General features: G+C 70.4%; 19 protein-coding genes and 1 other RNA gene. 11 read left to right on the forward strand and 9 right to left on the reverse strand.

What is annotated here, in order from left to right; genetic code table 11:
* Positions 1 to 120: 120 nt before the first annotated feature.
* The 5 genes from sucB to ACJ512_RS17655 are packed head-to-tail and all read left to right on the forward strand — an operon-like array spanning position 121 to position 5277.
* Positions 121 to 1875 (forward strand): 2-oxoglutarate dehydrogenase, E2 component, dihydrolipoamide succinyltransferase, encoded by a 1755-nt coding sequence (sucB, locus tag ACJ512_RS17635; protein ID WP_407686528.1) that lies wholly within the window; start codon positions 121 to 123, stop codon positions 1873 to 1875.
* Positions 1876 to 1879: 4 nt separating this feature from the next.
* Entirely contained in the window at positions 1880 to 2803 is a 924-nt protein-coding gene (locus tag ACJ512_RS17640; RefSeq protein WP_407686529.1) for a TIGR01777 family oxidoreductase, read from the forward strand.
* A gap of 47 nt (positions 2804 to 2850) precedes the next feature.
* Positions 2851 to 3558 (forward strand): lipoyl(octanoyl) transferase LipB, encoded by a 708-nt coding sequence (lipB, locus tag ACJ512_RS17645; protein ID WP_407686553.1) that lies wholly within the window; start codon positions 2851 to 2853, stop codon positions 3556 to 3558.
* Positions 3555 to 4499, forward strand: coding sequence for a lipoyl synthase (gene lipA / locus ACJ512_RS17650; protein WP_407686530.1), 945 nt, complete (start codon positions 3555 to 3557; stop codon positions 4497 to 4499). Before lipB ends, lipA begins: the two co-directional genes overlap by 4 nt.
* Positions 4500 to 4524: 25 nt before the next feature.
* Positions 4525 to 5277, forward strand: coding sequence for a DUF4191 domain-containing protein (locus tag ACJ512_RS17655; RefSeq protein WP_407686531.1), 753 nt, complete (start codon positions 4525 to 4527; stop codon positions 5275 to 5277).
* A 30-nt stretch (positions 5278 to 5307) separates the two neighbouring features.
* Here ACJ512_RS17655 and ACJ512_RS17660 read toward each other — a convergent pair whose 3' ends face one another.
* Positions 5308 to 5730 (reverse strand): RDD family protein, encoded by a 423-nt coding sequence (locus ACJ512_RS17660; protein ID WP_407686532.1) that lies wholly within the window; start codon positions 5728 to 5730, stop codon positions 5308 to 5310.
* A gap of 243 nt (positions 5731 to 5973) precedes the next feature.
* Here ACJ512_RS17660 and glnA (ACJ512_RS17665) point away from each other — a divergent pair, with 243 nt between their 5' ends.
* The 3 genes from glnA (ACJ512_RS17665) to ACJ512_RS17675 all read left to right on the forward strand — a co-directional run bounded on the left by glnA (ACJ512_RS17665) (position 5974) and on the right by ACJ512_RS17675 (position 8310).
* On the forward strand, positions 5974 to 7410 hold the full coding sequence (gene glnA / locus ACJ512_RS17665) for a type I glutamate--ammonia ligase (protein WP_407686533.1): 1437 nt from the start codon (positions 5974 to 5976) through the stop codon (positions 7408 to 7410).
* Between the two features lie 173 nt (positions 7411 to 7583).
* Entirely contained in the window at positions 7584 to 7808 is a 225-nt protein-coding gene (locus ACJ512_RS17670) for a hypothetical protein (RefSeq protein WP_407686534.1), read from the forward strand.
* A 1-nt stretch (position 7809) separates the two neighbouring features.
* Entirely contained in the window at positions 7810 to 8310 is a 501-nt protein-coding gene (locus ACJ512_RS17675; protein ID WP_407686535.1) for an Rv2253 family sensor-like surface protein, read from the forward strand.
* A 103-nt stretch (positions 8311 to 8413) separates the two neighbouring features.
* Here the strand turns inward: ACJ512_RS17675 and ACJ512_RS17680 are convergent, their stop codons facing one another.
* The 7 genes from ACJ512_RS17680 to ACJ512_RS17710 form a co-directional block, all read right to left on the reverse strand.
* Positions 8414 to 9274, reverse strand: a complete 861-nt coding sequence (locus ACJ512_RS17680; protein WP_407686536.1) for a TIGR03619 family F420-dependent LLM class oxidoreductase — start codon at positions 9272 to 9274, stop codon at positions 8414 to 8416.
* Positions 9271 to 9918 carry a PaaI family thioesterase gene (locus ACJ512_RS17685; RefSeq protein ID WP_407686537.1) on the reverse strand — a complete coding sequence of 216 codons (648 nt, stop codon included), beginning with the start codon at positions 9916 to 9918 and terminating at the stop codon, positions 9271 to 9273. Before ACJ512_RS17685 ends, ACJ512_RS17680 begins: the two co-directional genes overlap by 4 nt.
* Complete coding sequence (locus ACJ512_RS17690) at positions 9915 to 12923, reverse strand: bifunctional [glutamine synthetase] adenylyltransferase/[glutamine synthetase]-adenylyl-L-tyrosine phosphorylase (RefSeq protein ID WP_407686538.1); 3009 nt, start codon at positions 12921 to 12923, stop codon at positions 9915 to 9917. The genes ACJ512_RS17685 and ACJ512_RS17690 overlap by 4 nt, the downstream gene beginning before the upstream one ends.
* Positions 12924 to 12977: 54 nt before the next feature.
* Positions 12978 to 14318, reverse strand: a complete 1341-nt coding sequence (glnA, locus tag ACJ512_RS17695; RefSeq protein ID WP_407686539.1) for a type I glutamate--ammonia ligase — start codon at positions 14316 to 14318, stop codon at positions 12978 to 12980.
* Positions 14319 to 14416: 98 nt separating this feature from the next.
* Positions 14417 to 15991: an alpha/beta hydrolase gene (locus ACJ512_RS17700; RefSeq protein ID WP_407686540.1), complete on the reverse strand. Its 1575-nt coding sequence runs from the start codon at positions 15989 to 15991 to the stop codon at positions 14417 to 14419.
* A 131-nt stretch (positions 15992 to 16122) separates the two neighbouring features.
* Positions 16123 to 17685 carry an alpha/beta hydrolase gene (locus tag ACJ512_RS17705; protein WP_407686541.1) on the reverse strand — a complete coding sequence of 521 codons (1563 nt, stop codon included), beginning with the start codon at positions 17683 to 17685 and terminating at the stop codon, positions 16123 to 16125.
* 31 nt (positions 17686 to 17716) lie between these two features.
* A complete protein-coding gene (locus ACJ512_RS17710; RefSeq protein ID WP_407686554.1) occupies positions 17717 to 19138 on the reverse strand; it encodes a WS/DGAT/MGAT family O-acyltransferase in 1422 nt (473 codons plus the stop codon).
* A gap of 140 nt (positions 19139 to 19278) precedes the next feature.
* Between ACJ512_RS17710 and panB the strand changes: the two genes are divergently transcribed.
* The 3 genes from panB (at position 19279) to ACJ512_RS17725 (ending at position 23219) form a co-directional block, all read left to right on the forward strand.
* Entirely contained in the window at positions 19279 to 20124 is an 846-nt protein-coding gene (panB, locus tag ACJ512_RS17715; protein WP_407686542.1) for a 3-methyl-2-oxobutanoate hydroxymethyltransferase, read from the forward strand.
* A gap of 234 nt (positions 20125 to 20358) precedes the next feature.
* The gene (locus ACJ512_RS17720) at positions 20359 to 21561 is read left to right on the forward strand and encodes a glycoside hydrolase 5 family protein (protein WP_407686543.1); all 1203 of its coding nucleotides are present in this window, start codon (positions 20359 to 20361) and stop codon (positions 21559 to 21561) included.
* A 128-nt stretch (positions 21562 to 21689) separates the two neighbouring features.
* Positions 21690 to 23219, forward strand: coding sequence for a CYTH and CHAD domain-containing protein (locus ACJ512_RS17725; protein WP_407686544.1), 1530 nt, complete (start codon positions 21690 to 21692; stop codon positions 23217 to 23219).
* Between the two features lie 14 nt (positions 23220 to 23233).
* Here the strand turns inward: ACJ512_RS17725 and rnpB are convergent.
* Positions 23234 to 23637, reverse strand: an RNA gene (gene rnpB / locus ACJ512_RS17730) — RNase P RNA component class A.
* Positions 23638 to 23651: the final 14 nt, after the last annotated feature.

Below are 23651 nucleotides of genomic sequence, written 5' to 3' on the forward strand. Positions count from 1 at the left end.
GTTCCCGCGGCGATGACAAGATAGCGACGGGATAGTTCCGACGCCGACTCGGTTTACCGCCGGTACACCACCGTGCGTCGACCTGCGCCGACCCACCAGCGATTCGAGGAGTCAGAAAAGATGGCCTTCTCCGTCCAGATGCCGGCACTCGGTGAGAGCGTCACCGAGGGGACGGTCACGCGATGGCTCAAGCAGGAAGGCGACACGGTCGAAGTCGACGAGCCCCTCGTCGAGGTGTCCACCGACAAGGTCGACACCGAAATCCCCTCCCCGGCGGCCGGGGTGCTGACCAAGATCGTCGCCCGCGAAGACGACACCGTCGAGGTGGGCGGCGAGCTGGCCGTCATCGGCGACGCCGCCGAGGACGGCGGGGCGGGTGCGCAGGCGCCGAGCCGCCCGGAGCCCGAGACGCAGGCCGAGCCCGAACCGGAACCCGAGCCCGCGGCACCCGCGCAGTCGCAGGCCCCGCAACCCTCCCAGGCTTCCGGCGACGCCACCCCGGTGCTGATGCCCGAGCTCGGCGAGTCCGTTGCAGAGGGCATGGTCACCCGCTGGCTGAAGAAGGTCGGCGATTCGGTGGAGGTCGACGAACCGCTGGTGGAGGTGTCCACCGACAAGGTCGACACCGAGATCCCCTCGCCGGTGGCCGGTGTGCTGGTCAGCATCACCGCCGAGGAGGACGCCACGGTCCCCGTCGGCGGCGAGTTGGCACGGATCGGCTCGGGAACCGGCGCGGCCGCCGCCCCCACCAAGCCGTCCCCACCCGAGCCGGCGCCTCAGCCCAAAGCCGAACCCAAGCCCGAACCCAAGCCCGAACCCAAAGCCGAGCCCAAGCCCGAACCCAAGCCCGCGCCGAAGGCCGAACCGGCACCCTCGCGGCCCGCTGCGGAGTCGCAGGGCCAGGGTGCGGCGGAGGGGACGCCGTACGTAACCCCGCTGGTGCGCAAGCTGGCCAACGAACACGACATCGACCTGAGCGCGGTCAACGGTACCGGCGTGGGCGGCCGGATCCGCAAGCAGGACGTGCTCGCCGCGGCGGAACAGAAGAAGCAGCCCACCGAGGCACCCGCGCCGGCTGCCGCCGCCGGCGCGCCGAGGGCGGCCGCGGAGTCCGGACGGCCCGCACCCAGCCCGGCACCGGCGCTGGCGCACCTGCGCGGCACCACGCAGAAGGCCAGCCGCATCCGGCAGCTCACCGCGGCCAAGACCCGCGAATCCTTGCAGGCGACGGCCCAGCTCACCCAGACCCACGAGGTCGACATGACCAGGATCGTCGGCTTGCGGGCACGGGCCAAGGCGGTGTTCGCCGAACGCGAAGGGGTGAACCTGACCTTCCTGCCGTTCATCGCCCGCGCGGTGATCGACGCGCTGAAGACCCACCCGAACATCAACGCCAGCTACAACGAGGACACCAAGGAGATCAGCTACTACGACGCCGAGCACCTCGGCTTCGCCGTCGACACCGAGCAGGGCCTGCTCTCCCCCGTGGTCCACAACGCCGGCGACCTGTCCCTGGCCGGGCTGGCCCGCGCGATCGCCGACATCGCCGCGCGCGCCCGCTCGGGCGACCTCAAGCCCGACGAGTTGTCCGGTGGCACCTTCACGATCACCAACATCGGCAGCCAGGGGGCGTTGTTCGACACCCCGATCCTGGTGCCGCCCCAGGCCGCGATGCTGGGCACCGGGGCCATCGTCAAGCGGCCCCGGGTGATCGTCGACGAATTCGGCAACGAGTCGATCGGCGTCCGCTCGATCTGCTACCTGCCGCTGACCTACGACCACCGGCTCATCGACGGCGCCGACGCCGGACGCTTCCTCACCACGATCAAGAACCGGCTCGAAGAGGGAGCGTTCGAGGCCGATCTGGGGCTGTGAGAGCGTGGCCCGGGCTGGTGACAAGGCCGTAGTCGCGATCGCGGGTTCGTCCGGCCTGATCGGCTCCGCGCTGGCCGCCGCGCTGCGCGCCGCCGACCACCGGGTGCTGCGCATCGTGCGCCGGGCACCGGCGAATCCCGAAGAGCTGCATTGGAATCCGGATAGCGGCGAGTTCGATCCAGACGCCCTGGACGACGTCGACGCCGTGGTCAACCTGTGCGGGGTCGACATCGGCCGGCGGCGCTGGTCGGGGGCGTTCAAGCAGAGCCTGCGCGACAGCCGCATCACGCCGACCGAGGTGCTGGCCAAGGCCGTCGCCGACGCCGGCGTCGACACGCTGATCAATGCCAGCGCGGTGGGCTATTACGGGCACACCAGGGACCGTGTGGTCGACGAGAACGCCCGGGCCGGCAGCGGTTTCCTGGCCCAGCTGTGCCAGGACTGGGAGGCCGCCACGCTGCCGGCCCAATACGGCGGGGTCCGCGTCGTGCTGGCGCGCACGGGGGTGGTGCTGGGCGCGGCGAGCCAGGCGCTGCGCAAGATGCGGCCGCTGTTCTCGTCCGGCCTCGGCGCCAGGCTGGGCAGCGGCCGTCAGTACATGTCGTGGATCAGCCTCGAGGACGAGGTGCGCGCCCTGCTGTTCGCGATCTCGCAGCGCGCGCTGTCCGGCCCGGTGAACATGACCGGGCCGGCGCCGGTGACCAACGCCGAGTTCACCACCGCGTTCGGCCGCGCGGTCAACCGTCCCACCCCGCTGGTGCTGCCCGGGGTGGCGGTGCGCGCCGCGCTCGGCGAGTTCGCCGACGAGGCGCTGCTGATCGGGCAGCGCGCCATCCCCGGGGCGCTGGAGCGGGCCGGTTTCCAGTTCCACCACAACACCATCGGCGAGGCGCTCGACTACGCGACCGCCCGGCGGGAACGCGACTAGATCCGCGGGGGTGGCGGGGGTGTACCGTCGCCACCGTGACCGCACCCATCAGGTCATCCATCAGGGCCGAGCCGTCCCCCGTCGACGTCCGCCGGCTGGGCACCATGGACTACCGCACCGCGTGGCAGCTGCAGCGCGAGATGGCCGACGCCCGGGTCGCCGGCGGCAGCGACGCGCTGCTGCTGCTGGAACACCCGCCGGTGTACACCGCGGGGCGGCGCACCGAGCCGCACGAGCGGCCGGTGAGCGGCGCTGGCGTCGCAGATGTCATAGACACCGACCGCGGCGGCAAGATCACCTGGCACGGCCCGGGTCAGCTGGTCGGCTACCCGATCATCGGGCTGGCCGAACCGCTCGACGTCGTCAACTACGTTCGGCGGCTCGAGGAATCGCTGATCAAGGTGTGTGCAGACGTCGGCCTGGAAACCGTCCGCGTCGAGGGCCGCTCGGGCGTGTGGGTGCCGGGCGACGCCGCACGACCCGCGCGCAAGATCGCCGCCATCGGCGTACGGGTGTCCCGCGCGACCACCCTGCACGGGTTCGCGCTCAACTGCGACTGCGACCTGGGGGCGTTCGGCGCCATCGTGCCGTGCGGGATCAGCGACGCCGGGGTGACGTCGTTGTCGGCCGAACTGGGACGCACGGTGGGCGTCGACGACGTGTGTGCGGCGGTGGCGGGCGCCGTTTGCGACGCCCTGGACGGGGTCCTGCCGGTGCGGGACCACCCGGTCGCCCGCGTAGCATCGGCGATGTGACTGTCGCACCCGAAGGCCGCAAACTGCTGCGGCTCGAGGTTCGCAACGCCGAAACCCCGATCGAGCGCAAGCCGCCGTGGATCAGGGTCCGCGCGCGGATGGGACCCGAGTACACCCAGCTCAAGGCCCTGGTCCGGCGGGAGGGTTTGCACACGGTCTGCGAGGAGGCCGGCTGCCCCAACATCTTCGAATGCTGGGAGGACCGGGAAGCGACCTTCCTGATCGGCGGCGACCAGTGCACCCGCCGCTGCGACTTCTGCCAGATCGACACCGGCCGCCCGGCCGACCTGGACCGCGACGAGCCCCGCCGGGTTGCCGACAGCGTGCGGACCATGGGCCTGCGCTACGCCACCGTCACCGGCGTCGCCCGCGACGACCTGCCCGACGGCGGGGCCTGGCTGTACGCCGCCACGGTGCGCGCCATCAAGGAGCTCAACCCGGCGACCGGGGTCGAGCTGTTGATCCCCGACTTCAACGGCGAACCCACGCGCCTGGCGGAAGTCTTCGAGTCCCGCCCGGAGGTGCTGGCCCACAACGTCGAGACCGTGCCGCGCGTCTTCAAGCGGATCCGGCCCGCGTTCACCTACCGGCGCAGCCTGGACGTGCTGACCGCGGCGCGCGAGGCCGGTCTGGTCACCAAGAGCAACCTGATCCTCGGCCTGGGCGAAACGCCCGACGAGGTGCGCACCGCGCTGGCCGACCTGCACGACGCCGGCTGCGACATCATCACGATCACCCAGTACCTGCGGCCGTCGGCGCGCCACCATCCCGTCGAGCGCTGGGTGCGGCCCGAGGAGTTCACCGAGTTGGCCTGCCACGCAGAGGAATTGGGATTCTCCGGGGTGCTGGCGGGGCCGCTGGTGCGCTCGTCCTACCGCGCGGGACGCCTCTATGAGCAGGCCGCCCGCGGCTCGGAGAGCATGGAGGCCTCGGCACCCTGACCCGCACCGCATATCCTTGGTGATTATGGCTAAATCCCGCAGAGCCGCCGAGAACAAGGCCGCCAGGGCCCAGGCGCAGGCCGCCCGCAAAGCCGCCGCCAAGGAGCGCCGCGCCCAGCTGTGGCAGGCGTTCAACATCCAGCGCCAGGAAGACAAGCGGCTGCTGCCGTACATGATCGGCGCCTTCGTGCTGATCGTGGGCGCCTCGGTGGCCGTCGGCCTCTGGGCCGGCGGGCTCACCATGATCACGCTGATCCCGCTGGGGGTGCTGCTCGGCGCGTTGGTCTCGTTCATCGTCTTCAGCCGCCGGGCGCAGAAATCGGTCTACGGCAAAGCCGAGGGCCAGGCGGGCGCCGCGGCGTGGGTGCTGGACAACCTGCGCGGCAAGTGGCGGGTGACCCCCGGTGTCGCCGCGACCGGGCACTTCGACGCCGTGCATCGGGTGCTCGGCCGGCCCGGGGTCATCCTGGTCGGCGAGGGATCGGCGGCCCGGGTCAAACCGCTGCTGGCGCAGGAGAAGAAGCGCCACGCGCGGCTGGTCGGCGACGTACCGATCTACGACATCGTCGTCGGCAACGGCGAGGGCGAGGTGCCCCTGGCCAAGCTGGAGCGCCACCTGACCCGCCTGCCGGCCAACATCAGCGCCAAGCAGATGGACAGCCTGGAGTCGCGGATGGCCGCGCTCGGGTCGCGCGCGGGCGCCGCCGTCATGCCCAAGGGGCCGCAGCCGAACGCCGGCAAGATGCGCGGCGTGCAGCGCACGGTGCGCCGCCGGTAGCGGCCGGGGCACCCGGCGCACCTCCGACCGTCAGCGCCGCACCACGGCCGTGCCGGTCACGCGATCGTGCAGGCCGCGGCCGTCGTAGTCGGTGAACAGCGCCGGGATGACCATCGCGACGAGCAGCCCGCGCACGGCCAGCCGCACGACGCCCACCGGCCCCCGGCCGTCCACCGCCGCCACGCCCAGGCCCAGCGTCAGCTGGCCGGGGGTGGAACCGAACAGCCGCACCGCCACCACGCCGAGCACCCACCAGACGACCAGCACCGCGGTAGCCAGGCTGCGCTGGGTCAGCAGGCCGAATGTCACACCCAGCGCCGCCAGGCCGTAGGAGATCAGCCAGTCGATCAGCAGCGCGGCCAGGCGGCGCCCCATCGGCGCCAGCGAACCCGCACCGCTCTCGGGCAGGCCGAGCGCCTCACCGGGGTAGGCGGATCGCGACTCCGGCGTCATCGGGCGCGGACCGGGCGGGGCCGCTCCGCGCGGGAGCGCGGAACACCGGTGCGCCCACACACCGGACCAGATACGATCTTGCGGTCCATGGCCCCACAATAGAGCCCTCGGCGCGTACCGCCGACCCGGCCACTTTTGCGGGCTGCATGGGCGCGTAACGTGCGCGCAACACGGGGTTGACCGACGGGAAATATCAGCTTCGTACCGTCAGGCCGCGGATTTCACCAAGTAAAGGAGCATTCTGTGACAGAAACGACGCCCGACGACATCTTCAAACTCGTCAAGGACGAGAACGTCGAGTTCGTCGACGTCCGGTTCTGTGACCTGCCAGGCATCATGCAGCACTTCACGATTCCGGTGTCGTTCTTCGACAAGAGCGTTTTCGAGGACGGCTTGGCCTTCGACGGCTCCTCGATTCGCGGATTCCAGTCGATCCACGAGTCCGACATGCTGCTGCTCCCCGACCCGGACACCGCACGCATCGACCTGTTCCGTGAAGCCAAGACGCTGAACATGAACTTCTTCGTGCACGACCCGTTCACCCTCGAGCCCTACTCGCGCGACCCGCGCAACATCGCCCGCAAGGCCGAGAACTATCTGATCAGCACCGGCGTCGCGGACACCGCGTACTTCGGCGCGGAGGCCGAGTTCTACATCTTCGACTCGATCAGCTTCGACTCGCGCACCAACGGCTCGTTCTACGAGATCGACGCGATCTCGGGGTGGTGGAACACCGGCTCGCCCAACGAACTCGACGGCAGCCCCAACCGCGGCTACAAGGTCCGCCCCAAGGGCGGGTACTTCCCGGTCGCCCCCGTCGACCACTACGTCGACCTGCGCGACAAGATGCTGCAGAACCTGATCAAATCCGGCTTCAGCCTGGAGAAGGGCCACCACGAGGTGGGCACCGGCGGGCAGGCCGAGATCAACTACAAGTTCAACACGCTGCTGCACGCGGCCGACGACATGATGCTCTACAAGTACATCGTCAAGAACACCGCATGGGCGAACGGCAAGACCGTCACGTTCATGCCCAAGCCGCTGTTCGGCGACAACGGCTCCGGGATGCACACCCACCAGTCGCTGTGGAAGGACGGCAGCCCGTTGATGTACGACGAGACGGGCTATGCCGGGCTGTCGGACACCGCGCGCCACTACATCGGCGGGCTGCTGCACCACGCGCCGTCGCTGCTGGCCTTCACCAACCCCACGGTGAACTCCTACAAGCGGCTGGTTCCCGGGTTCGAGGCCCCGATCAACCTGGTCTACAGCCAGCGCAACCGTTCGGCGTGCGTGCGGATCCCGATCACGGGCACCAACCCCAAGGCCAAGCGCCTGGAGTTCCGTTGCCCCGACGCGTCGGGCAACCCGTACCTGGCGTTCTCGGCCATGCTGATGGCGGGCCTGGACGGCATCAAGAACAAGATCGAACCGCAGGCGCCGGTCGACAAGGACCTCTACGAGCTGCCGCCCGAAGAGGCCGCCAACATTCCGCAGGCGCCCACCCAGCTGTCTGCGGTGATCGACCGGCTGGAAGCAGACCACGAATACCTCACCGAGGGTGGCGTTTTCACGCCTGACCTGATCGACACATGGATCAGCTTCAAGCGCGAGAACGAGATCCTGCCGGTCCAGATCCGGCCGCACCCCTACGAGTTCGCGCTCTACTACGACGTGTAAACGACGTGACGACGCCACCCGTGCCGCGATCACACCACCGATCGCCGCGCGGGTGGTTTCGTCTTTGCCGGGCCAGCCGCGGTCGACGGCGTTATCGTCCCTGCATGCCGCCGCATCGAGTCGACCCCGACCGAGAACTGCGGCCGGCCGTAACCGGAGAAAAGGATCCCGACATGAAGACCAGAGCATTGATGAGCGCGGTCGGCGCCGCGGCGGCGGCCCTGGCCGCCGGCGTCATGTGGACCGCACCGCCGGCGTCGGCCGGCACCCCCTATTGCGATGGGCTCGGCACCCCGCAGGAAGTTCGCGAGTGCAACTGCGGATTCGACTTCGACCCGGGTAGTCAGGAACTTCACGACTGCCTCTATGGAACCGCGGCCCCGACACCCAAACCCTGACATGCCCCCGAGGCGCCTGAGCGGTCTCGTGGGTTTGTGCGCCGCGTCGCTCGCGGTCGCGCTGGCGCCCGTCCCGACCGCCTCTGCCGACTCTCCGTCGTGGAACGGCAAGTACGCGATCACGTTCATGGTCGGCCCGAAGTCCGGCACCAGCCTGGCGGCCGGTGACCCCGAGGAACAGCACACCGACGTCTACACGTTCCGCTCGAGCTGCACGAACGGAAAGTGCACGGCCACGATCGTCGACGGCCCACCGCCGAGCAACCCGACGGTTCCGCAACCGATTCAGTTCACCTGGGACGGCTCGTCGTGGACCCAGACCAGCGACTTCCAGTGGGACTGCATGTTGCCCGACACCACGATCCAGTGGAGTCCCGCCCACGCCACCGTGCGCTACACGCCCCAACCCGACGGGTCGCTTGCCGGCACCATGCACACCGAGATCGCCGGCGGCCCGTGTCAGGGCACGATCGACATGAACATGACCGCCGCGCCCGTGTGAACCTGCGCTCGGTTGCGCTGTCGCTTCGCGAGACATAAACCCCTGCGAGCCCCACCGGCGTGTCTTCGCAACGGACTATGTGTCGCGAAGCCGGGCGACGCGCCTATCCGTCGAGCCCCAGGTCCGCGCGGAAGCGCGCCATGCCGTCGATCTTGTCGGCCAGGCAGGCGTCGGGACCCGCGTAGAACATCCACGGCATGGTGATGATGCCGGTGATGCCGGCGTCGGCGGCGCGCTGGTAGTCGGCGGGGGTGAACGCGTCGGTGAGCGGGGTCAGGATCGTGAAATCGTCCATCGTCAAACCGTTTTCGGCGCGCAGCTCCCGCAGCCGACCGACCGCCTCGATGGCGCGGTCGGTGTCGATCAGGTCGCCGATCCAGCCGTCGTTGCGGGCCGCGCGGCGCAGGGCGGCGTCGCTGAGCCCGCCGGCGTAGACCGGGATCGGCGGTGGCGTCGGCTGCATCTCCAGCCGCGGCGTCGGGTAGAACTCGCCGTCGAACTCCGTCCAGCCCGGCTGCCACAGCGCCCGCATCAACTCGATCATCTCGTCGGTGCGCCTGCCGCGGGCCTCGAACCGCTCCCCCATCAGCGCGAATTCCTCCCGGCACCAGCCGACGCCGATGCCCAGCTCCACCCGCCCCGACGCCAGCACCGCCGCCGTGCCGATGGCTTTGGCCGCCGAGTACGGGTTGCGCATCGCCGGAATGTAGACGGTCGTCACGAAGCGCAGCCGGGTGGTGACCTGAGCCAGGGCGCCGACGAGCACCCAGGGATCCGGCCAGTCGGTGAACGGCTGCCAGCGCCGCTGCCCGTCCTTGGTGTAGGGGTACGGCGTGTCCAGTGTCTCCAGGTTGACGACGTGGTCGGGGATGCCCATCCCGTCGTAGCCGAGTTCGTCCGCGGCCCTGGCGATCTCGATGATCTCGCGGGTGTCCAGGAAGGCGCTGCTGACGTAGAACCTCATTGCGCGGAGTCCCGCGCCCACGCGGGCTCGATGAACACGCCCTCGGCCTCCACGGTGACGCCCGCGCCATCCGAAATGGTACCGCGCGCAAACACTTTGACGCCCTCCCGCCGGTCGATCCAGGCCTCGCAGCGGAGCGCGCCCAGGGGTGTGCCGCGCACGTACTTCACCGTGATGGTTCCGGTGAAGCGCGGCTTGGACAGCCCCTCGCTGGCCGCCTCGCCGAGCATGTGGTCGAGCACCAGTGCGCTCACCCCGCCGTGCGCCAGACCGGGCGGACCCTCGTACGCCGAGCCGAGGACGAACTCGCTCCAGCAGCGTCCGCCGCCCTCGTGGTGGACGACGACCGGCGGGGCGATCGGGTTGCACACGCCCACCGCGGCGTTGCCCAGCGGCAGCGCGCGGCCGTCGACCCGGTAGCTGACCCCGGCGGGCCGGGTCCGCTGCCGCAACGACGCGGTAACCGCCTCGATCGCCGACCGCGCGCCGACGACGACGTCCTCGTCGGCCTCGGTGTGGATGGTGGCGTCGACGAGCTCGCGCACGGCATCGGCCAGCGGCGCGTACAGGGCCGTAACCCGGTCGGCTTCCGTCGCGCTGAGAACCTCGAATGTGGCGTCCAACGCGCCGGCCTCCTGACTCAACTTCCGAACACCTTGCGCACGACCGCCTTCGCCCGCCGCGTCACCCGAAGATAGTTGTCCAGGAATTCGCCGCCGTCGTCGGTCGGCCATCCCGCGGCAACGGCGACCGCGTTGAGCTGGCGTCCGGGGCCCGGCAGCTGGTCGGTGGGCTTGCCGCGGACCAGCACCAGGGCGTTGCGCGCGCGGGTCGCGGTCAGCCACGCCTGACGCAGCAGGTCCACGTCTTCGGAAGGGACCAGTCCGGCCGCGGCGATCTCGTCCAGCGATTGCAGCGTCGAGGTGTTGTGCAGGGCTTCGATCTCGTGCGCGTGCCGCAGTTGCAGCAGCTGCACGGTCCATTCGACGTCGGCCAGTCCCCCGCGGCCCAGCTTGGTGTGGGTGTTGGGGTCGGCGCCCCGCGGCAGCCGCTCGGACTCGATCCGGGCCTTCATGCGGCGGATCTGCTGGACCGCTTCGGCCGACACCCCGTCGGCCGGATAGCGCGTCTTGTCGGCCATCAGCAGGAACCGCCGCCCCAGCTCGGCGTCGCCGGCGACCGCGTGCGCGCGCAGCAGGGCCTGGATCTCCCACGGCTGCGCCCACTGCTGGTAATAGGCGGTGTAGGCGCCCAGCGTGCGGACCAGCGGACCGTTGCGGCCCTCGGGCCGCAGGTTGGCGTCGACCTCCAGCGGCGGGTCGACGCTGGGGGTGCCCAGCAGCGTGCGCGTCTGCTCGGCCACCGAGGTCGACCAGCGGATCGCCTGGGCGTCCTCGACGCCGCGGGCCGGCTCGCAGACGAACAGCACATCGGCGTCGGACCCGTAGCCCAGCTCGGCGCCACCCAGCCTGCCCATCCCGATGACCGCGATCGCCGCCGGCGCGGTCCCGGCGTGGGGCCCGTCGGCGGGCAGGTTGGCCCGGATCATCGCGTCCAGCGCGGCCTGCAGCACGGCCACCCACACCGACGTCAGCGCCCGGCACACCTCGGTGACCTCCAGCATGCCCAGCAGGTCCGCCGAGCCGATGCGGGCCAGCTCCCTGCGGCGCAGCGTGCGCGCGCCGGCGATCGCGCGCACCGGGTCGGTGTAGCGGCTGGCGGAGGCCACCAGCGAGCGGGCCACCGCGGCGGGGTCGGTGTCGAGCAGTTTGGGGCCGTTGGCGCCGTCGCCGTAGCTCTGGATCACCGTCGGCGCGCGCATCAGCAGGTCCGGCACGTAGGCGGAGGTGCCCAGCACGTGCATCAGCCGCTTGGCCACGGCCGGCTTGTCGCGCAGCGTGGCCAGATACCAGCTCTCCTGAGCCAGCGCCTCGGACAGGCGCCGGTACGCCAGCAGCCCGCCGTCGGGGTCGGGCGCGTAGGACATCCAGTTCAGCAGCCGGGGCAACAGCACCGACTGCACCCGGCCGCGCCGGCCGCTCTGGTTGACCAGCGCCGACATGTGCTTCAACGCGGTCTGCGGCCCCTCGTAGCCGAGCGCGGCCAGCCGCCGCTCCGCGGCCTCGGTGCTCATGCCGTGCGAGATCTCCAGCCCGGGCGGGCCGATCGACTCCAGCAGCGGCTGATAGAAGAGCTTGGCGTGCAGCTGCGACACCCGCAGGTTCTGGTGCTTGAGCTCCTCGCGCAGCACCCCGGCCGCGTCGTGGCGGCCGTCGGGCCGGATATGGGCCGCACGCGCCAGCCAGCGCACCGCCTCCTCGTCGTCGACCTCGGGCAGCAGGTGGGTGCGCTTGAGCCGCTGCAGCTGCAGCCGGTGTTCGAGCAACCGCAGGAACTCGTAGGAGGCGGTGAGGTTCGCGGTGTCCTCGCGGCCGACGTACCCGCCCGCGCCCAGCGCGGCCAGCGCGTCGACGGTGGACGCCACCCGCAGCGACTCGTCGCTGCGGCCGTGGACCAGTTGCAGCAGCTGTACGGCGAACTCCACGTCCCGTATCCCGCCGCTGCCGAGTTTGATCTCGCGGGCGCGGACGTCGGCGGGCACCAGCTGCTCCACGCGGCGCCGCATGGCCTGGACCTCGACCACGAAATCGTCGCGCTCGCAGGCGACCCACACCATCGGCAGCAACGCGGTCAGATAGCGTTCGCCGAGCTCGGCGTCGCCGACCGCCGCCCGGGCCTTCAGCAGCGCCTGGAACTCCCAGGTTTTCGCCCAGCGCTGGTAGTAGGCGACGTGCGACTCGACGGTGCGGACCAGCTCGCCGGCGCGGCCCTCGGGCCGCAGGGCGGCGTCCACCTGGAAGAACGCCGCCGACGCCACGCGCATCATCTCCCCGGCGACGCGGGCGCTGACCGGGTCGGCGCGCTCGGCGACGAAGATGACGTCGACGTCGCTGACGTAGTTCAGCTCGCGCGCACCGCATTTGCCCATCGCGATGACCGCCAGCCGCGGCGGCGTGCGATCACCGCACACGGTCAGCTCGGCCATCCGCAGCGCGGCCGCCAGCGCGGCGTCCGCGAGGTCCGACAGCTGGGCGCCCACCACGGTGAACGGCACCACCGGCTCGTCCTCGACCGTCGCGGCCAGGTCGAGGGCGGCCAGCACCAGCAGGCGGTCGCGGTACAGGTTCTGCAACCGCAGCACCGCCGAACCCGGCCCCGCCGACGCGTCGGGGGCGGACTCGTCGACGCACCCGACGAACGTCGCGCACAGCTCCTCGCGGGCGGGCAGTGTGACCTTGCCGCGCAGCAGCTTCCAGGACTGCGGGTTCGCGGCCAGGTGATCGCCCAGCGCGAGCGACGAGCCGAGCACCGCGAACAGCCGGCCGCGCAGGGCACGTTCGCTCAGCAGCGCCGCGCTGAGCTCCTCCCACCCGGTGTCGGGGTTCTCCGCCAGCCGCGCCAGGGCGCGCAGCGCGGCGTCGGGGTCCGGCGAGCGCGACAGCGCCCACAGCAGGTCGACGTGGGCCTGGTCGTCGTGGTCGTACCAACCCAGCTGCGCCAGGCGCTCGGCCGCGCGCGGATCGACCAGCCCGAGCCGGCCCACGCTGGGCAGCTTCGGGCGATGCGTTGCGGGTCTGGTCACGACCACGACCGTAGCGCAACCCGCGGGCCGCTCAGGCGAACTGAGCTACCAAGACAACGGCTACAGAGACAAGTAGGTGCTCAGCTCGTAGGGCGTGACCCGGCTGCGGTAGTTGGCCCACTCGGTGCGCTTGTTGCGCAAGAAGAAATCGAAGACGTGCTCCCCGAGCGTCTCGGCGACGAGCTCGGAGGACTCCATGGCGCGCAGCGCGCTGTCGAGACTGGTGGGCAGCTCGCGGTAACCCATCGTGCGGCGTTCCTCGGGCGTCAGGTCCCACACGTTGTCCTCGGCCTGCGGGCCCAGCACGTACCCCTTCTCCACCCCGCGCAGTCCGGCGGCCAACAGCACCGCGAACGCCAGATACGGGTTGCACGCCGAGTCCGGGCTGCGCACCTCGATCCGCCGCGAGGACGTCTTGTGCGGCGTGTACATCGGCACCCGCACCAGGGCGGAGCGGTTGGCCGCCCCCCACGAGGCGGCGGTCGGCGCCTCACCGCCCTGCACCAGCCGCTTGTAGGAGTTGACCCATTGGTTGGTGACCGCGCTGATCTCGGACGCGTGCTCGAGGATCCCGGCGATGAACGACTTGCCGACCTCGGAGAGCTGCAGCGGGTCCTCGGTGCTGTGGAAGGCGTTGACGTCGCCCTCGAACAGGCTCATGTGGGTGTGCATGGCCGAACCGGGGTGCTCCGCGAACGGCTTGGGCATGAACGTCGCCCGCGCGCCGTTCTCGATCGCCACCTCTTTGATGACGTAGCGGAACGTCATCACGTTGTCGGCCATCGACAGGGCGTCGGCGAAACGCAGGTCGATCTCCTGCTGGCCGGGCGCGCCCTCGTGGTGGCTGAACTCCACCGAGATGCCCATGAACTCCAGGGCTTCGATCGCGTGCCGGCGGAAGTGCGACGCCGAATCGTGCACCGCCTGGTCGAAATAGCCGGCGCTGTCGACGGGAATGGGCACCGACCCGTCGTCCGGCCCGGGCTTGAGCAGGAAGAACTCGATCTCGGGATGCACGTAGCAGGAGAAACCCAGGTCGTTGGCCTTCTGCAGCTGGCGGCGCAGCACGTGCCGCGGGTCCGCCCACGACTGCGACCCGTCCGGCATGGTGATGTCGCAGAACATCCGCGCCGAGTGGTGGTGACCGGCAGGGGTCGCCCAGGGCAGCACCTGGAACGTCGACGGGTCCGGAATCGCCACGGTGTCGGATTCCGACACCCGGGCGAACCCCTCGATCGAGGACCCGTCGAAGCCGATGCCCTCCTCGAAGGCGCCTTCCAGTTCCGCCGGGGCGATGGCGACCGACTTGAGGAACCCGAGCACGTCGGTGAACCAGAGCCGCACGAAACGGATGTCCCGTTCCTCGAGCGTGCGCAGGACGAATTCCTTCTGCCGATCCATATCTCGCACAGTATGCAACCCCTGTTAATTCTGTGTTACCACCGTCGTTAAATGCCCGCTCAGAACCGTTGCGAAGCGCCGACCGGCCGGGACCCGCCTCACGACCGACACTGCAGCGAGGCCGGCGGCAGGGCCACGCCGAGCAGGTAACGCACCACCGCGGTGTCCACACACTGGTCACCGTTGAAGACCGCGGTGTGCTGGGTGCCGTCGTAGGTGATCAGCGGCGCGCCCAGCTGACGGGCGAGGCTGACCCCGGCCTGGTACGGGGTGGCCGGGTCGTGCGTGGTGGACACCACGACCACCTTGCCCGGCGCGGCGGCGCGCGCGACGTGCGGGGCCGACGTGGCCGGCACCGGCCACAGCGCGCACAGGTCGCGGGGGGCGGTCCCGGTGAACGGCCCGTAGCTCAGGAACGGGGCGGCCTGGCGGATCTGCTGGTCGGCGGCGACCCAGCTCGCCGTGTCCGTCGGCGTGGGCGCGTCCACGCAGCGGATCCCGTTGAACGCGTCCTGGTCGTTGCCGTAATGCCCGCTGCGGTCGCGGCCCTCGTAGTCGTCGGCCAGCATCAGCAGGTCAGAGGCGTCGGTGCCGCGCTGCAACCCGAGCAGGCCACTGGTCAGGTACTTCCAGTGCGCCGGGGTGTACAGCGCGTTGATGGTTCCGGTGGTCGCGTCGGCGTAGCTGAGACCGCGCGGGTCCGCCGTGCGGCCCGGCTTGAACACCAGCGGGTCCACCAGCTGGTGGTAGCGGTTCACGAACTGGGCCGGGTCGGTGCCCAGCGGGCAGGCCGGCGAGCGGGCGCAGTTGAGGGCGTAGTCGTTGAAAGCGGTTTGGAATCCGGCCATTTGGCCGATGTTCTCCTGGATGGGGCCGACGGTCGGGTCGATGGCCCCGTCGAGCACCATCGCCCGCACGTGGGCGGGGAACGCCTCGAGGTAGGTGGTGCCCAACTCGGTGCCGTAGCTGTAGCCGAGGTAGTTGATCTGGTTCTCGCCCAGCGCCTGACGGACCATGTCCATGTCGCGCGCGGCCGAGGCCGTGCCGACGTTGGCCAGGAACTCGGTGCCCATCCGGTTCACACACTGCTGGGCCACCTGCCGGTAGAGCTGCTCGATGTGCGCCACACCGGCCGGGCTGTAGTCGACCATCGGTTCGCGCCGGAACGCGTCGAGCTCGGCGTCGGTCCGGCAGCGCAGCGTGGGGGTCGAGTGGCCCACCCCCCGCGGGTCGAAGCCCACCATGTCGAAGTGGCGCGTGATGTCGGTGTCTTCCAGGTCCGAGGCCATCGCGGCCACCATGTCCACCGCCGACGCCCCGGGTCCGCCGGGGTTGACCAGGAGGGATCCGATCCGCCGGCCGCTGGCGGGGACGCGGATCACCGCCAGCTTGGCTTGCGCCCCACCGGGATTGCGGTAGTCGACCGGTACCGGAACGGTGGTACACCGCGCGCCGGCGGGGACGTCCCTGGTGCCGTTCAGAAACAGGCTGCAACTGCCCCAGTTCTGCGGCACCGCCGCGGCGCGCGGCGGTGCGGGACTCGGGGTCTGGCCGGCGCCGGGCTCCGGTGCCGCACCGGCGACCGGCAGCGCCGAGGGTGATTGCGCCCCGAGCAGCAGTCCGAACGAGAGCAGCGCCGAGCTCCATGATCTCAGGCGCAACATGGCAGTCATCGTTTCAGCCGCGGATACCCGTGGCGGCGCGAAAGGATTACGCCTTGGTCTCGCTATCGCGGGCGCCGAGCGTGAACCCAGCGCCAAAAATCGGCGAAAATCTCGCCGTCAGCGCAGGTTCGGCGAAGGCTTCAGCACTTGGCGCCGCGCGGAGGCGTGTCGCCGCCGATGAGGTACGCCGTCACGTAGTTGTCGATGCAGCTGTCGCCCTGGAAGACCACGGTGTGCTGGGTCCCGTCGAAGGTGAGCAGCGAGCTGCGCAGCTCGTTGGCCAGGTCGACGCCGGCCTTGTACGGCGTGGCCGGGTCGTGGGTGGTGGACACCACCACGGTGGGCGCCAGGTTGGGCACCGAGATGGTGTGGGGCTTACTCGTGGGCGGCACCGGCCAGAACGCGCACGTGCCCAACGGTGCGTCGCCCGTGAACTTTCCGTAGCTCATGAAGGGCGCGATCTCCCGCGAGCGGCGGTCCTCCTCGATGACCTTGGCACGGTCCTTGATCGGCGGCTGGTCCACGCAGTTGATCGCCACCCGCGCGTCGGTGGCATTGGAGTAGTGGCCGCGCGAGTCGCGGCGCATGTACATGTCGGCCAGGGCGAGCAGGGTGTCGCCGCGGTCGCTCTCGAGTTCGGTCAGCCCTTCGGTCAGGTGGTGCCACAGCGTCGGGGAGTACAACGCCATGATCGTGCCGACGATGGCGTCGCTGTAGCTCAACCCCCGCGGATCTTTCGTGTGGGCCGGCCGGCCGATCATCGGGTCTTTCGGGTCGACCAGCTTGTCGACCAGGCCGTGGTAGACCTCGACGGCCTTGGCGGGGTCGGTGCCCAGCGGGCAGGTCGGCTTCTTCGCGCAGTCGGCGGCGTAGTCGTTGAACGCGTCCTGAAACCCCTTGGCCTGGCGCAGGTCCGCCTCGATGGGGTCGGCGTTGGGGTCGACGGCGCCGTCGAGGATCATCGCCCGCACGTTTTCCGGGTAGGCCTCGGCGTAGGCGGAGCCGATCCGGGTGCCGTAGGAGTAGCCGAGGTAGGTCAGCTTGTCGTCGCCCAGGGCCGCGCGGATGGCGTCCAGGTCCCGCGCGACGTTGACGGTCCCGACGTTCGCCAGGAAGTTCAGGCCCATCTTGTCGACGCAGCGGCCGACGAACTGTTTGGTCTCGTCCTCGATGTGAGCCACGCCGGCCGGGGTGTAGTCGACGTCCGGCTCGGTGCGCAGCCGGTCGTTGTCGGCGTCGGAGTTGCACCAGATGGCCGGTCGCGAGGATCCCACGCCGCGGGGGTCGAACCCGACGAGGTCGAACCGCTCGCGGACCCGCTTCGGCAGCGACTGGACCACGCCCAGCGCGGCGTCGATGCCGGACTCGCCGGGGCCGCCGGGATTGATCACCAGCGAACCGATCTTGTCCCCCGTCGCGGGGAAACGAATCATGGCCAGCGTCGCCACGTCGCCGCCGAGGCGGTCGTAGTCGACCGGCACCGCCAGCCTGCCGCACAGCGCGCCGCCGGGGAGTTTGATCTTCCCGCCCACCGTGCGGCACGGTGTCCACTCGACCGCCTGGCCCAACTTCGGGCCGGCCATGACCGCGCGCCCGCCGACGACACGGAGGCAGCCGGCGAGAAGAAGCGCCACGGCGGCGATCGTCGTCCAGACCAGCAGCGTGCGCGCGATCTTGGCGCGGCGAGACAGGCTCATGCCCACCTATGCTGCCAGAGGCGGGTCAAGTTGCTGGTTAGCGGCGTCCGCCGGTCGCCGCGAGCAATTCCTCCATTCCCACCGTGAACTCGCCGGCCAGATCCCACAGGTCCGGAAGCAGGTCGGGGCAGGAGATGAGCCCGACGTCCAACCTGCCGCGCAGCGACATCACGGTGATGTTGAGACCCGACCCGTGGAAGATCGGGCCGAGCGGGTACATCGCTTTGACGTCGCAGCCCAACAGGTACAGCGGAACCTGCGGACCCGCGACGTTGGACACCACCAGGTTGTGGACCGGCATGCTCTCGGTCAGCTTGGTTCTGGCGTAGAGGCGCATCGCGATCCCGAAGACGCGCGGAGCCGCGAACTGCGACCAATCCTGCAACAGCGTGGCGCCGATCGCCGAACTGTGTTGCTTGGCAACAGTGTTCGCTTCGGCGATGGCCGTGAGGCGGTCCACCGGGTCGTCGACGTGGGTGTGCAGGCTGGCGAACATGCCCGAGACGTGGTTGCGCCCGGGGCGGTCGGATTTGCCGTGCACCGACACGGGCACCATGGCCACCAGCGACGCGGCGGGCAGGCCGCTGCGCTCTCCCAGGTACTGGCGCAGCGCCCCGGACACCAGGGCCATCACCACGTCGTTGACCTTGACCCCGAAGTGGTTCTTCACCGTCTTGACGTCGTCGAGGTCGAGTTCGGCGTAGGCGATGTTGCGGCGGCCGCTGATGGTGGCGTTGAAGGGGGTGCGCGGGGCGGCGAACGGGCGCGCCATCGTCTGGCCGTCACGCACCTTGCGCAGGGTCGTGACCATCGACGACACGGTCTCGGGCACCACACCGGCCAGCTGCAACGGCCGGCTGGCGAACCGCAGCAACCCGCCGGCGGCGATCCGCCAGCCGCTGGCCCCGCCGACCCCTTCGGCCGGGTCCGGCGCGGGGGCGTCGGGCTCGGTGCTGCACAGCTTCTCCATCAGGCTGGCGCCGGTCACCCCGTCCACCCCGGCGTGGTGCACCTTGGTCATCACCGCCAGGCGGCCTCCCGGATCAGCCAGGCGGTGACAATCGGTGCCCGCCACGTTCTCGATCACCCACATCTCCCAGAGCGGCCTGCGGCGGTCCAGCGGGAGCGACGCGATGTGGCCGCAGATCTCGGACAGCTCCGCGCGGCCTCCCGGCGACGGCAGCGCGATCCGGTGCAGGTGACGGTCGATCTCGAAGCCGTCGTCGTCCACCCAGACCGGGTGGTCGAGGTTCAGCGGGCTGTTGGCCAGCTTTTCGCGAAACTCCGGCATGGCCTTGATGCGCAGCGAGAGCGCGTCGCGCAGCCGGTCGAAGGTGTAGCCCCCCGGCATGGTGGCGGTGTCCAACTCGAGGATCGAGCAAACATGCAAGGGCTGCGACGGGGTCTCCAGGTAGAGGAAGCTCGCGTCCAGGCCGGTGAGGCGCTGCATGCGCAGCATGGTATGTCTCACACACCGCCAACGGTGCGACTGCGTGAAAGAAATGGCAGAATGTCGAGGGTCAGACGAAACCGGGGACCCGCCGGTGCCGCGAGCAACCAGGGCCACGAGGATCGAACCGACCACCTTTGGGGACAGTGATGTCTGAGCAGAACGTCTACGGTGCAAGCTCTTCCGGGCCGTCCCGGCCGCTCACCAAGATTCGCACCCACCACCTGCAGAAGATGAAGGCCGAAGGCCACAAGTGGGCCATGCTGACGGTCTACGACTACTCGACCGCCCGTGTCTTCGACGAGGCCGGCATCCCGGTGCTGCTGGTCGGCGACTCGGCCGCCAACGTGGTGTACGGCTACGACACCACCGTGCCCGTCTCGATCGACGAGCTGATCCCGCTGGTGCGCGGCGTCGCGCGCGGCGCGCAACACGCCCTGGTGGTCGCCGACCTGCCGTTCGGCAGCTACGAGGCGGGGCCGGCCGCGGCGCTGGCCTCGGCCACCCGCTTCATGAAGGAAGGCGGCGCGCACGCCGTCAAGCTCGAGGGCGGCGAGCGGGTCGCCGAGCAGATCGCGTGCCTGAGCGCGGCGGGCATCCCGGTGATGGCCCACATCGGCTTCACCCCGCAGAGCGTCAACGGCCTGGGCGGCTTCCGGGTGCAGGGGCGCGGGGACGCCGCCGAACAGACCGTCGCCGACGCGATCGCCGTCGCCGAGGCGGGCGCGTTCTCGGTGGTCATGGAGATGGTGCCGGCCGAGCTGGCCACCCAGATCACCGGCAAGCTGACCATCCCGACGATCGGGATCGGGGCCGGCCCCAACTGCGACGGCCAGGTCCTGGTCTGGCAGGACATGGCCGGGATGAGCGGCGGCAAGACGGCCCGCTTCGTCAAGCAGTTCGGCGACGTGGGAGCGGAGTTGCGTCGCGCCGCAACGCAGTACGCCCAAGAGGTGGCCGAGGGAGTCTTCCCGGCCGACGAACACAGCTTCTGAGCACCCGCCGCCGACCCACCGGGGCAGGGCCCAACTCCTGTAGACTGGATTGCGGACTCGGCTTGCCGCCGCGAAAGTAGTTGTCGCTGCACCTATTCGGTGCCGGATCGCGAGATCACCGCATCAGGCCGAAGCGCCACGTTTGGTCCGCCGGTAACTGTCAATCCTGTTACGTAACGCCGAAAACCGTTGTGTGACAGGATGGTAACGATTACTCCCATACATGATCCCCGTGTGAGCAAGGGTGCGCGCGTCGCTCCGAGAGTTCGGGGCCACGCCGCCCGCCGGACGATTCTGAAGTTGCCGGCGCTACTGGCAGGAGGCTCCGCACTGGCCCGAGCACCGCGCGCGGCCGCACAACCGCCCAACGCCTCACCGGAGGAGACCCGGTGGTCGCCGGACCGCGCCCAGCGCTGGTATCGGTCGCTGCCCTGGCCCGTCGGCGCCAACTTCATCACCTCGAATGCGGTCAACCAATTGGAGATGTTCGCCGCCGACACCTACGACCCGCGGCGCATCGACACCGAGCTGGGCTGGGCGCGCTCGGCCGGGTTCAACACGGCGCGGGTCTTCCTGCACGATCAGCTCTGGGCGCAGGACGCCCGCGGATTTCAGGGCCGGCTGGCGCAGTTCGTCGCCATCGCCGCGCGCCACAACATCAAACCCCTGTTCGTGTTGTTCGACTCCTGCTGGGACCCGCACCCCAAGCCGGGCCCGCAGCCCGCACCCCGGCCCGGGATCCACAACTCGCGGTGGGTGCAGAGCCCGGGCGCCGAACACCTCGGTGACCGCGGCTACCGGCGGACGCTGCGCGGCTACGTCACCGGCGTGCTGAGCCAGTTCCGCAACGACGACCGGGTGCTGGGCTGGGACCTGTGGAACGAACCCGACAACCCCGCACACCAGTACCGCTCGGTCGAACGTGCGGACAAGCGGGCACTCGTCGCCGACCTGCTCCCGCAGGTGTTCGGGTGGGCGCGCGCGGTCGACCCCAGCCAGCCGTTGACGAGCGGGGTCTGGCACGGCCACTGGTCGGACGCCGGCCGCAGCGCCATCGCCGGCATCCAGCTCGACAACTCCGACGTGATCACCTTCCACTCCTACGCCGAGCCGGCGACCTTCGAGAGCCGCATCGCCGAACTCACCCCGCAGGGGCGACCGATCCTGTGCACCGAGTACATGGCCCGCACCCAGGGCAGCACCGTCCAGAGCATCCTGCCGGTCGCCAAACGCCACAACGTCGGCGCCTACAACTGGGGCCTGGTCGCCGGCAAAACCCAGACCTACTTCCCCTGGGACTCCTGGGACCAGCCCTACCCGGCGATGCCCGAGGTGTGGTTCCACGACCTGCTGAGGCCGGACGGACGACCCTTCCGGGACAGCGAGATCCAGACGATTCGCCAGCTGTCGGGGCTGGCGATGCACCTGCGCCAGTAGCCGCCGACGGGCCGCCCGCGCCCACGGCTGCCGGGCCACTGGGCCACCGGTGGCCCGGCGGCTGCGTGTAAATTCAGCAACGTCCACGACGTACCCGACGGCGCCGCCGCGCCCGCCACGGAGCCGACATGCCTGCAAAAGCGCCCGAACCCTCGCGTTATCTGGAGGTGGAGCGCAAGTTCGACATCGTCGACTCGGCGGTGTCGCCGTCCTTCGACGGGATTGCCGCGGTGGCGCGCGTGGAGAAGTCGCCGACCCAGTCGCTGGACGCCACCTACTTCGACACCCCCGGGCAGGACCTGGCCCGCAACAAGATCACCCTGCGGCGACGCACGGGTGGGTCCGATGCGGGCTGGCACCTGAAGCTGCCCGCCGGGCCCGACGCCCGCACCGAGATCCGGATGCCGCTGGACGCCGCGGAGGGTGTCGCCGGAGGAGAGCCCGTCCCGGGCGAGTTGCTCGACGTCGTGCTGGCCATCGTGCGTGATCGCCCCCTCGAACCGGTCGCGCGGATCTCCACCGAACGCGAAACCCAGGTGTTGTACGGCGTCGACGGCGCGCCGCTGGCGGAGTTCAGCAACGATCGCGTGACCGCCTGGACGATCGGGGTGTCACCCGCCGAGCAGCCCGTCGAACAGGAGTGGCGCGAGTGGGAGCTCGAGCTCTCGGCGACCGGGAGGACGACGAACCAGGCCGCCGACGCCGAGCTGCTGACCCGGCTGGCCAATCGGCTGCTCGACGCCGGTGCCGCGCCCGCCGGCCACGCCTCCAAGCTGGCCCGGGTGCTCGGCCCGGCCGTGCAGCCCAACGACACCCGGCTGCCCGCCGACCCCGTGCAGCGCGCGGTGGCCGAGCAGGTCGGCGCGCTGCTGGTGTGGGATCGGGCCGTGCGGGCCGACGCCGACGACGCCGTGCACCAGATGCGGGTGACCATCCGCAAGATCCGCAGCCTGCTCGGTGAGTCGCCGGAGTTCGTGTCGTCCACCGACGCGTGGATCCTCGACGAACTGCGGGAGCTCGGCAACGTGCTGGGCGGCGCCCGCGACGCCGAGGTGCTCGGTGCGCGGTACCGGCTGGCGCTCGACGCGCTGCCGCCCGAACTGGTGCGCGGCGGGGTCCGGGAGCGCCTGATCGACGGCGCCGGGCGCCGCTATCAGGCCGGGTTGCGGCGATCGCTGGCCGCGATGCGGTCGCAGCGCTACTTCCGCCTGCTCGACGCCCTCGACGCGGTGGTGGCCCATCCCCCGCCGGCCGCGGCCGGCCGGGAAGCGCCGCCGGTGACCATCGACGCGGCCTACCAGAAGGTGCGCAGGGCCGCGAAGGCCGCGGCCCGGGCGCCCGAGGAGCATCGCGACGAAGCACTGCACCGGATCCGCAAGCGCGCCAAGCGGCTCCGGTACACCGGGGCCGCGACCGGCGCGGCGGAGGTGTCCGAGCGGGCGAAGGCGATCCAGACGCTGCTCGGCGACCACCAGGACAGCGTGGTCAGCCAGGAGCACCTGCTGCAGCAGGCCGCCGCCGCGCATGCCGCCGGGGAGGACACCTTCACCTACGGCCTGCTCTACCAGCAGGAGGCCGACTTGGCCAAGATGTGCGAGCGGCAGGTCGACGACGCGCTGCGCCAGCTCGACAAGTCGGTTCGCAAAGCGCGGCGCTGAGCCGCGAAGGCGGGCGGACGAGTTGGCCTGTAAGCCGGATTCTGTTCCCCGCCGCCGCGGCGTGGCCAACGGCGGCGGGGCGGCGACCATCCATCTGGACACACCGTCGCCGGGTGCCTCGAGCGGTCCACCCGCAGGCTCGGGCGAGCAACCCTCGAACGCCTGCGCGGCCGCACCTTGCGGTGCGGCCTTCTTGACCTTGCTTCGGGTGGGGTTTGCCTAGCCACCCCGGTCACCCGGGATGCTGGTGCGCTCTTACCGCACCGTTTCACCCTTACCACCGCGAGGGTGGCGGTTTGTTTTCTGTGGCACTTTCCCGCGAGTCACCTCGGATTGCCGTTAGCAATCACCCTGCTCTGTGAAGTCCGGACTTTCCTCGAACCGCCTTGCGGCGCTCCGCGGCCGCCCGGCCAACTCGTCCGCGACGAACAA

It is taken from the genome of Mycobacterium cajalii (assembly GCF_045809005.2).
In the GTDB taxonomy this organism is placed as follows: Bacteria; Actinomycetota; Actinomycetes; order Mycobacteriales; family Mycobacteriaceae; genus Mycobacterium.

What these genes read in the sequence shown, in the direction of transcription:
- sucB (WP_407686528.1), top strand. Translation starts at nt 121, where the DNA reads ATGGCCTTCTCCGTCCAGATGCCGGCACTCGGTGAGAGCGTCACCGAG.
- ACJ512_RS17655 (WP_407686531.1), top strand. Translation starts at nt 4,525, where the DNA reads ATGGCTAAATCCCGCAGAGCCGCCGAGAACAAGGCCGCCAGGGCCCAG.
- ACJ512_RS17660 (WP_407686532.1), bottom strand. Translation starts at nt 5,730, where the DNA reads ATGACGCCGGAGTCGCGATCCGCCTACCCCGGTGAGGCGCTCGGCCTG.
- ACJ512_RS17670 (WP_407686534.1), top strand. Translation starts at nt 7,584, where the DNA reads ATGAAGACCAGAGCATTGATGAGCGCGGTCGGCGCCGCGGCGGCGGCC.
- ACJ512_RS17675 (WP_407686535.1), top strand. Translation starts at nt 7,810, where the DNA reads ATGCCCCCGAGGCGCCTGAGCGGTCTCGTGGGTTTGTGCGCCGCGTCG.
- ACJ512_RS17680 (WP_407686536.1), bottom strand. Translation starts at nt 9,274, where the DNA reads ATGAGGTTCTACGTCAGCAGCGCCTTCCTGGACACCCGCGAGATCATC.
- glnA (WP_407686539.1), bottom strand. Translation starts at nt 14,318, where the DNA reads ATGGATCGGCAGAAGGAATTCGTCCTGCGCACGCTCGAGGAACGGGAC.
- ACJ512_RS17700 (WP_407686540.1), bottom strand. Translation starts at nt 15,991, where the DNA reads ATGACTGCCATGTTGCGCCTGAGATCATGGAGCTCGGCGCTGCTCTCG.
- ACJ512_RS17710 (WP_407686554.1), bottom strand. Translation starts at nt 19,138, where the DNA reads ATGCTGCGCATGCAGCGCCTCACCGGCCTGGACGCGAGCTTCCTCTAC.
- panB (WP_407686542.1), top strand. Translation starts at nt 19,279, where the DNA reads ATGTCTGAGCAGAACGTCTACGGTGCAAGCTCTTCCGGGCCGTCCCGG.
- ACJ512_RS17725 (WP_407686544.1), top strand. Translation starts at nt 21,690, where the DNA reads ATGCCTGCAAAAGCGCCCGAACCCTCGCGTTATCTGGAGGTGGAGCGC.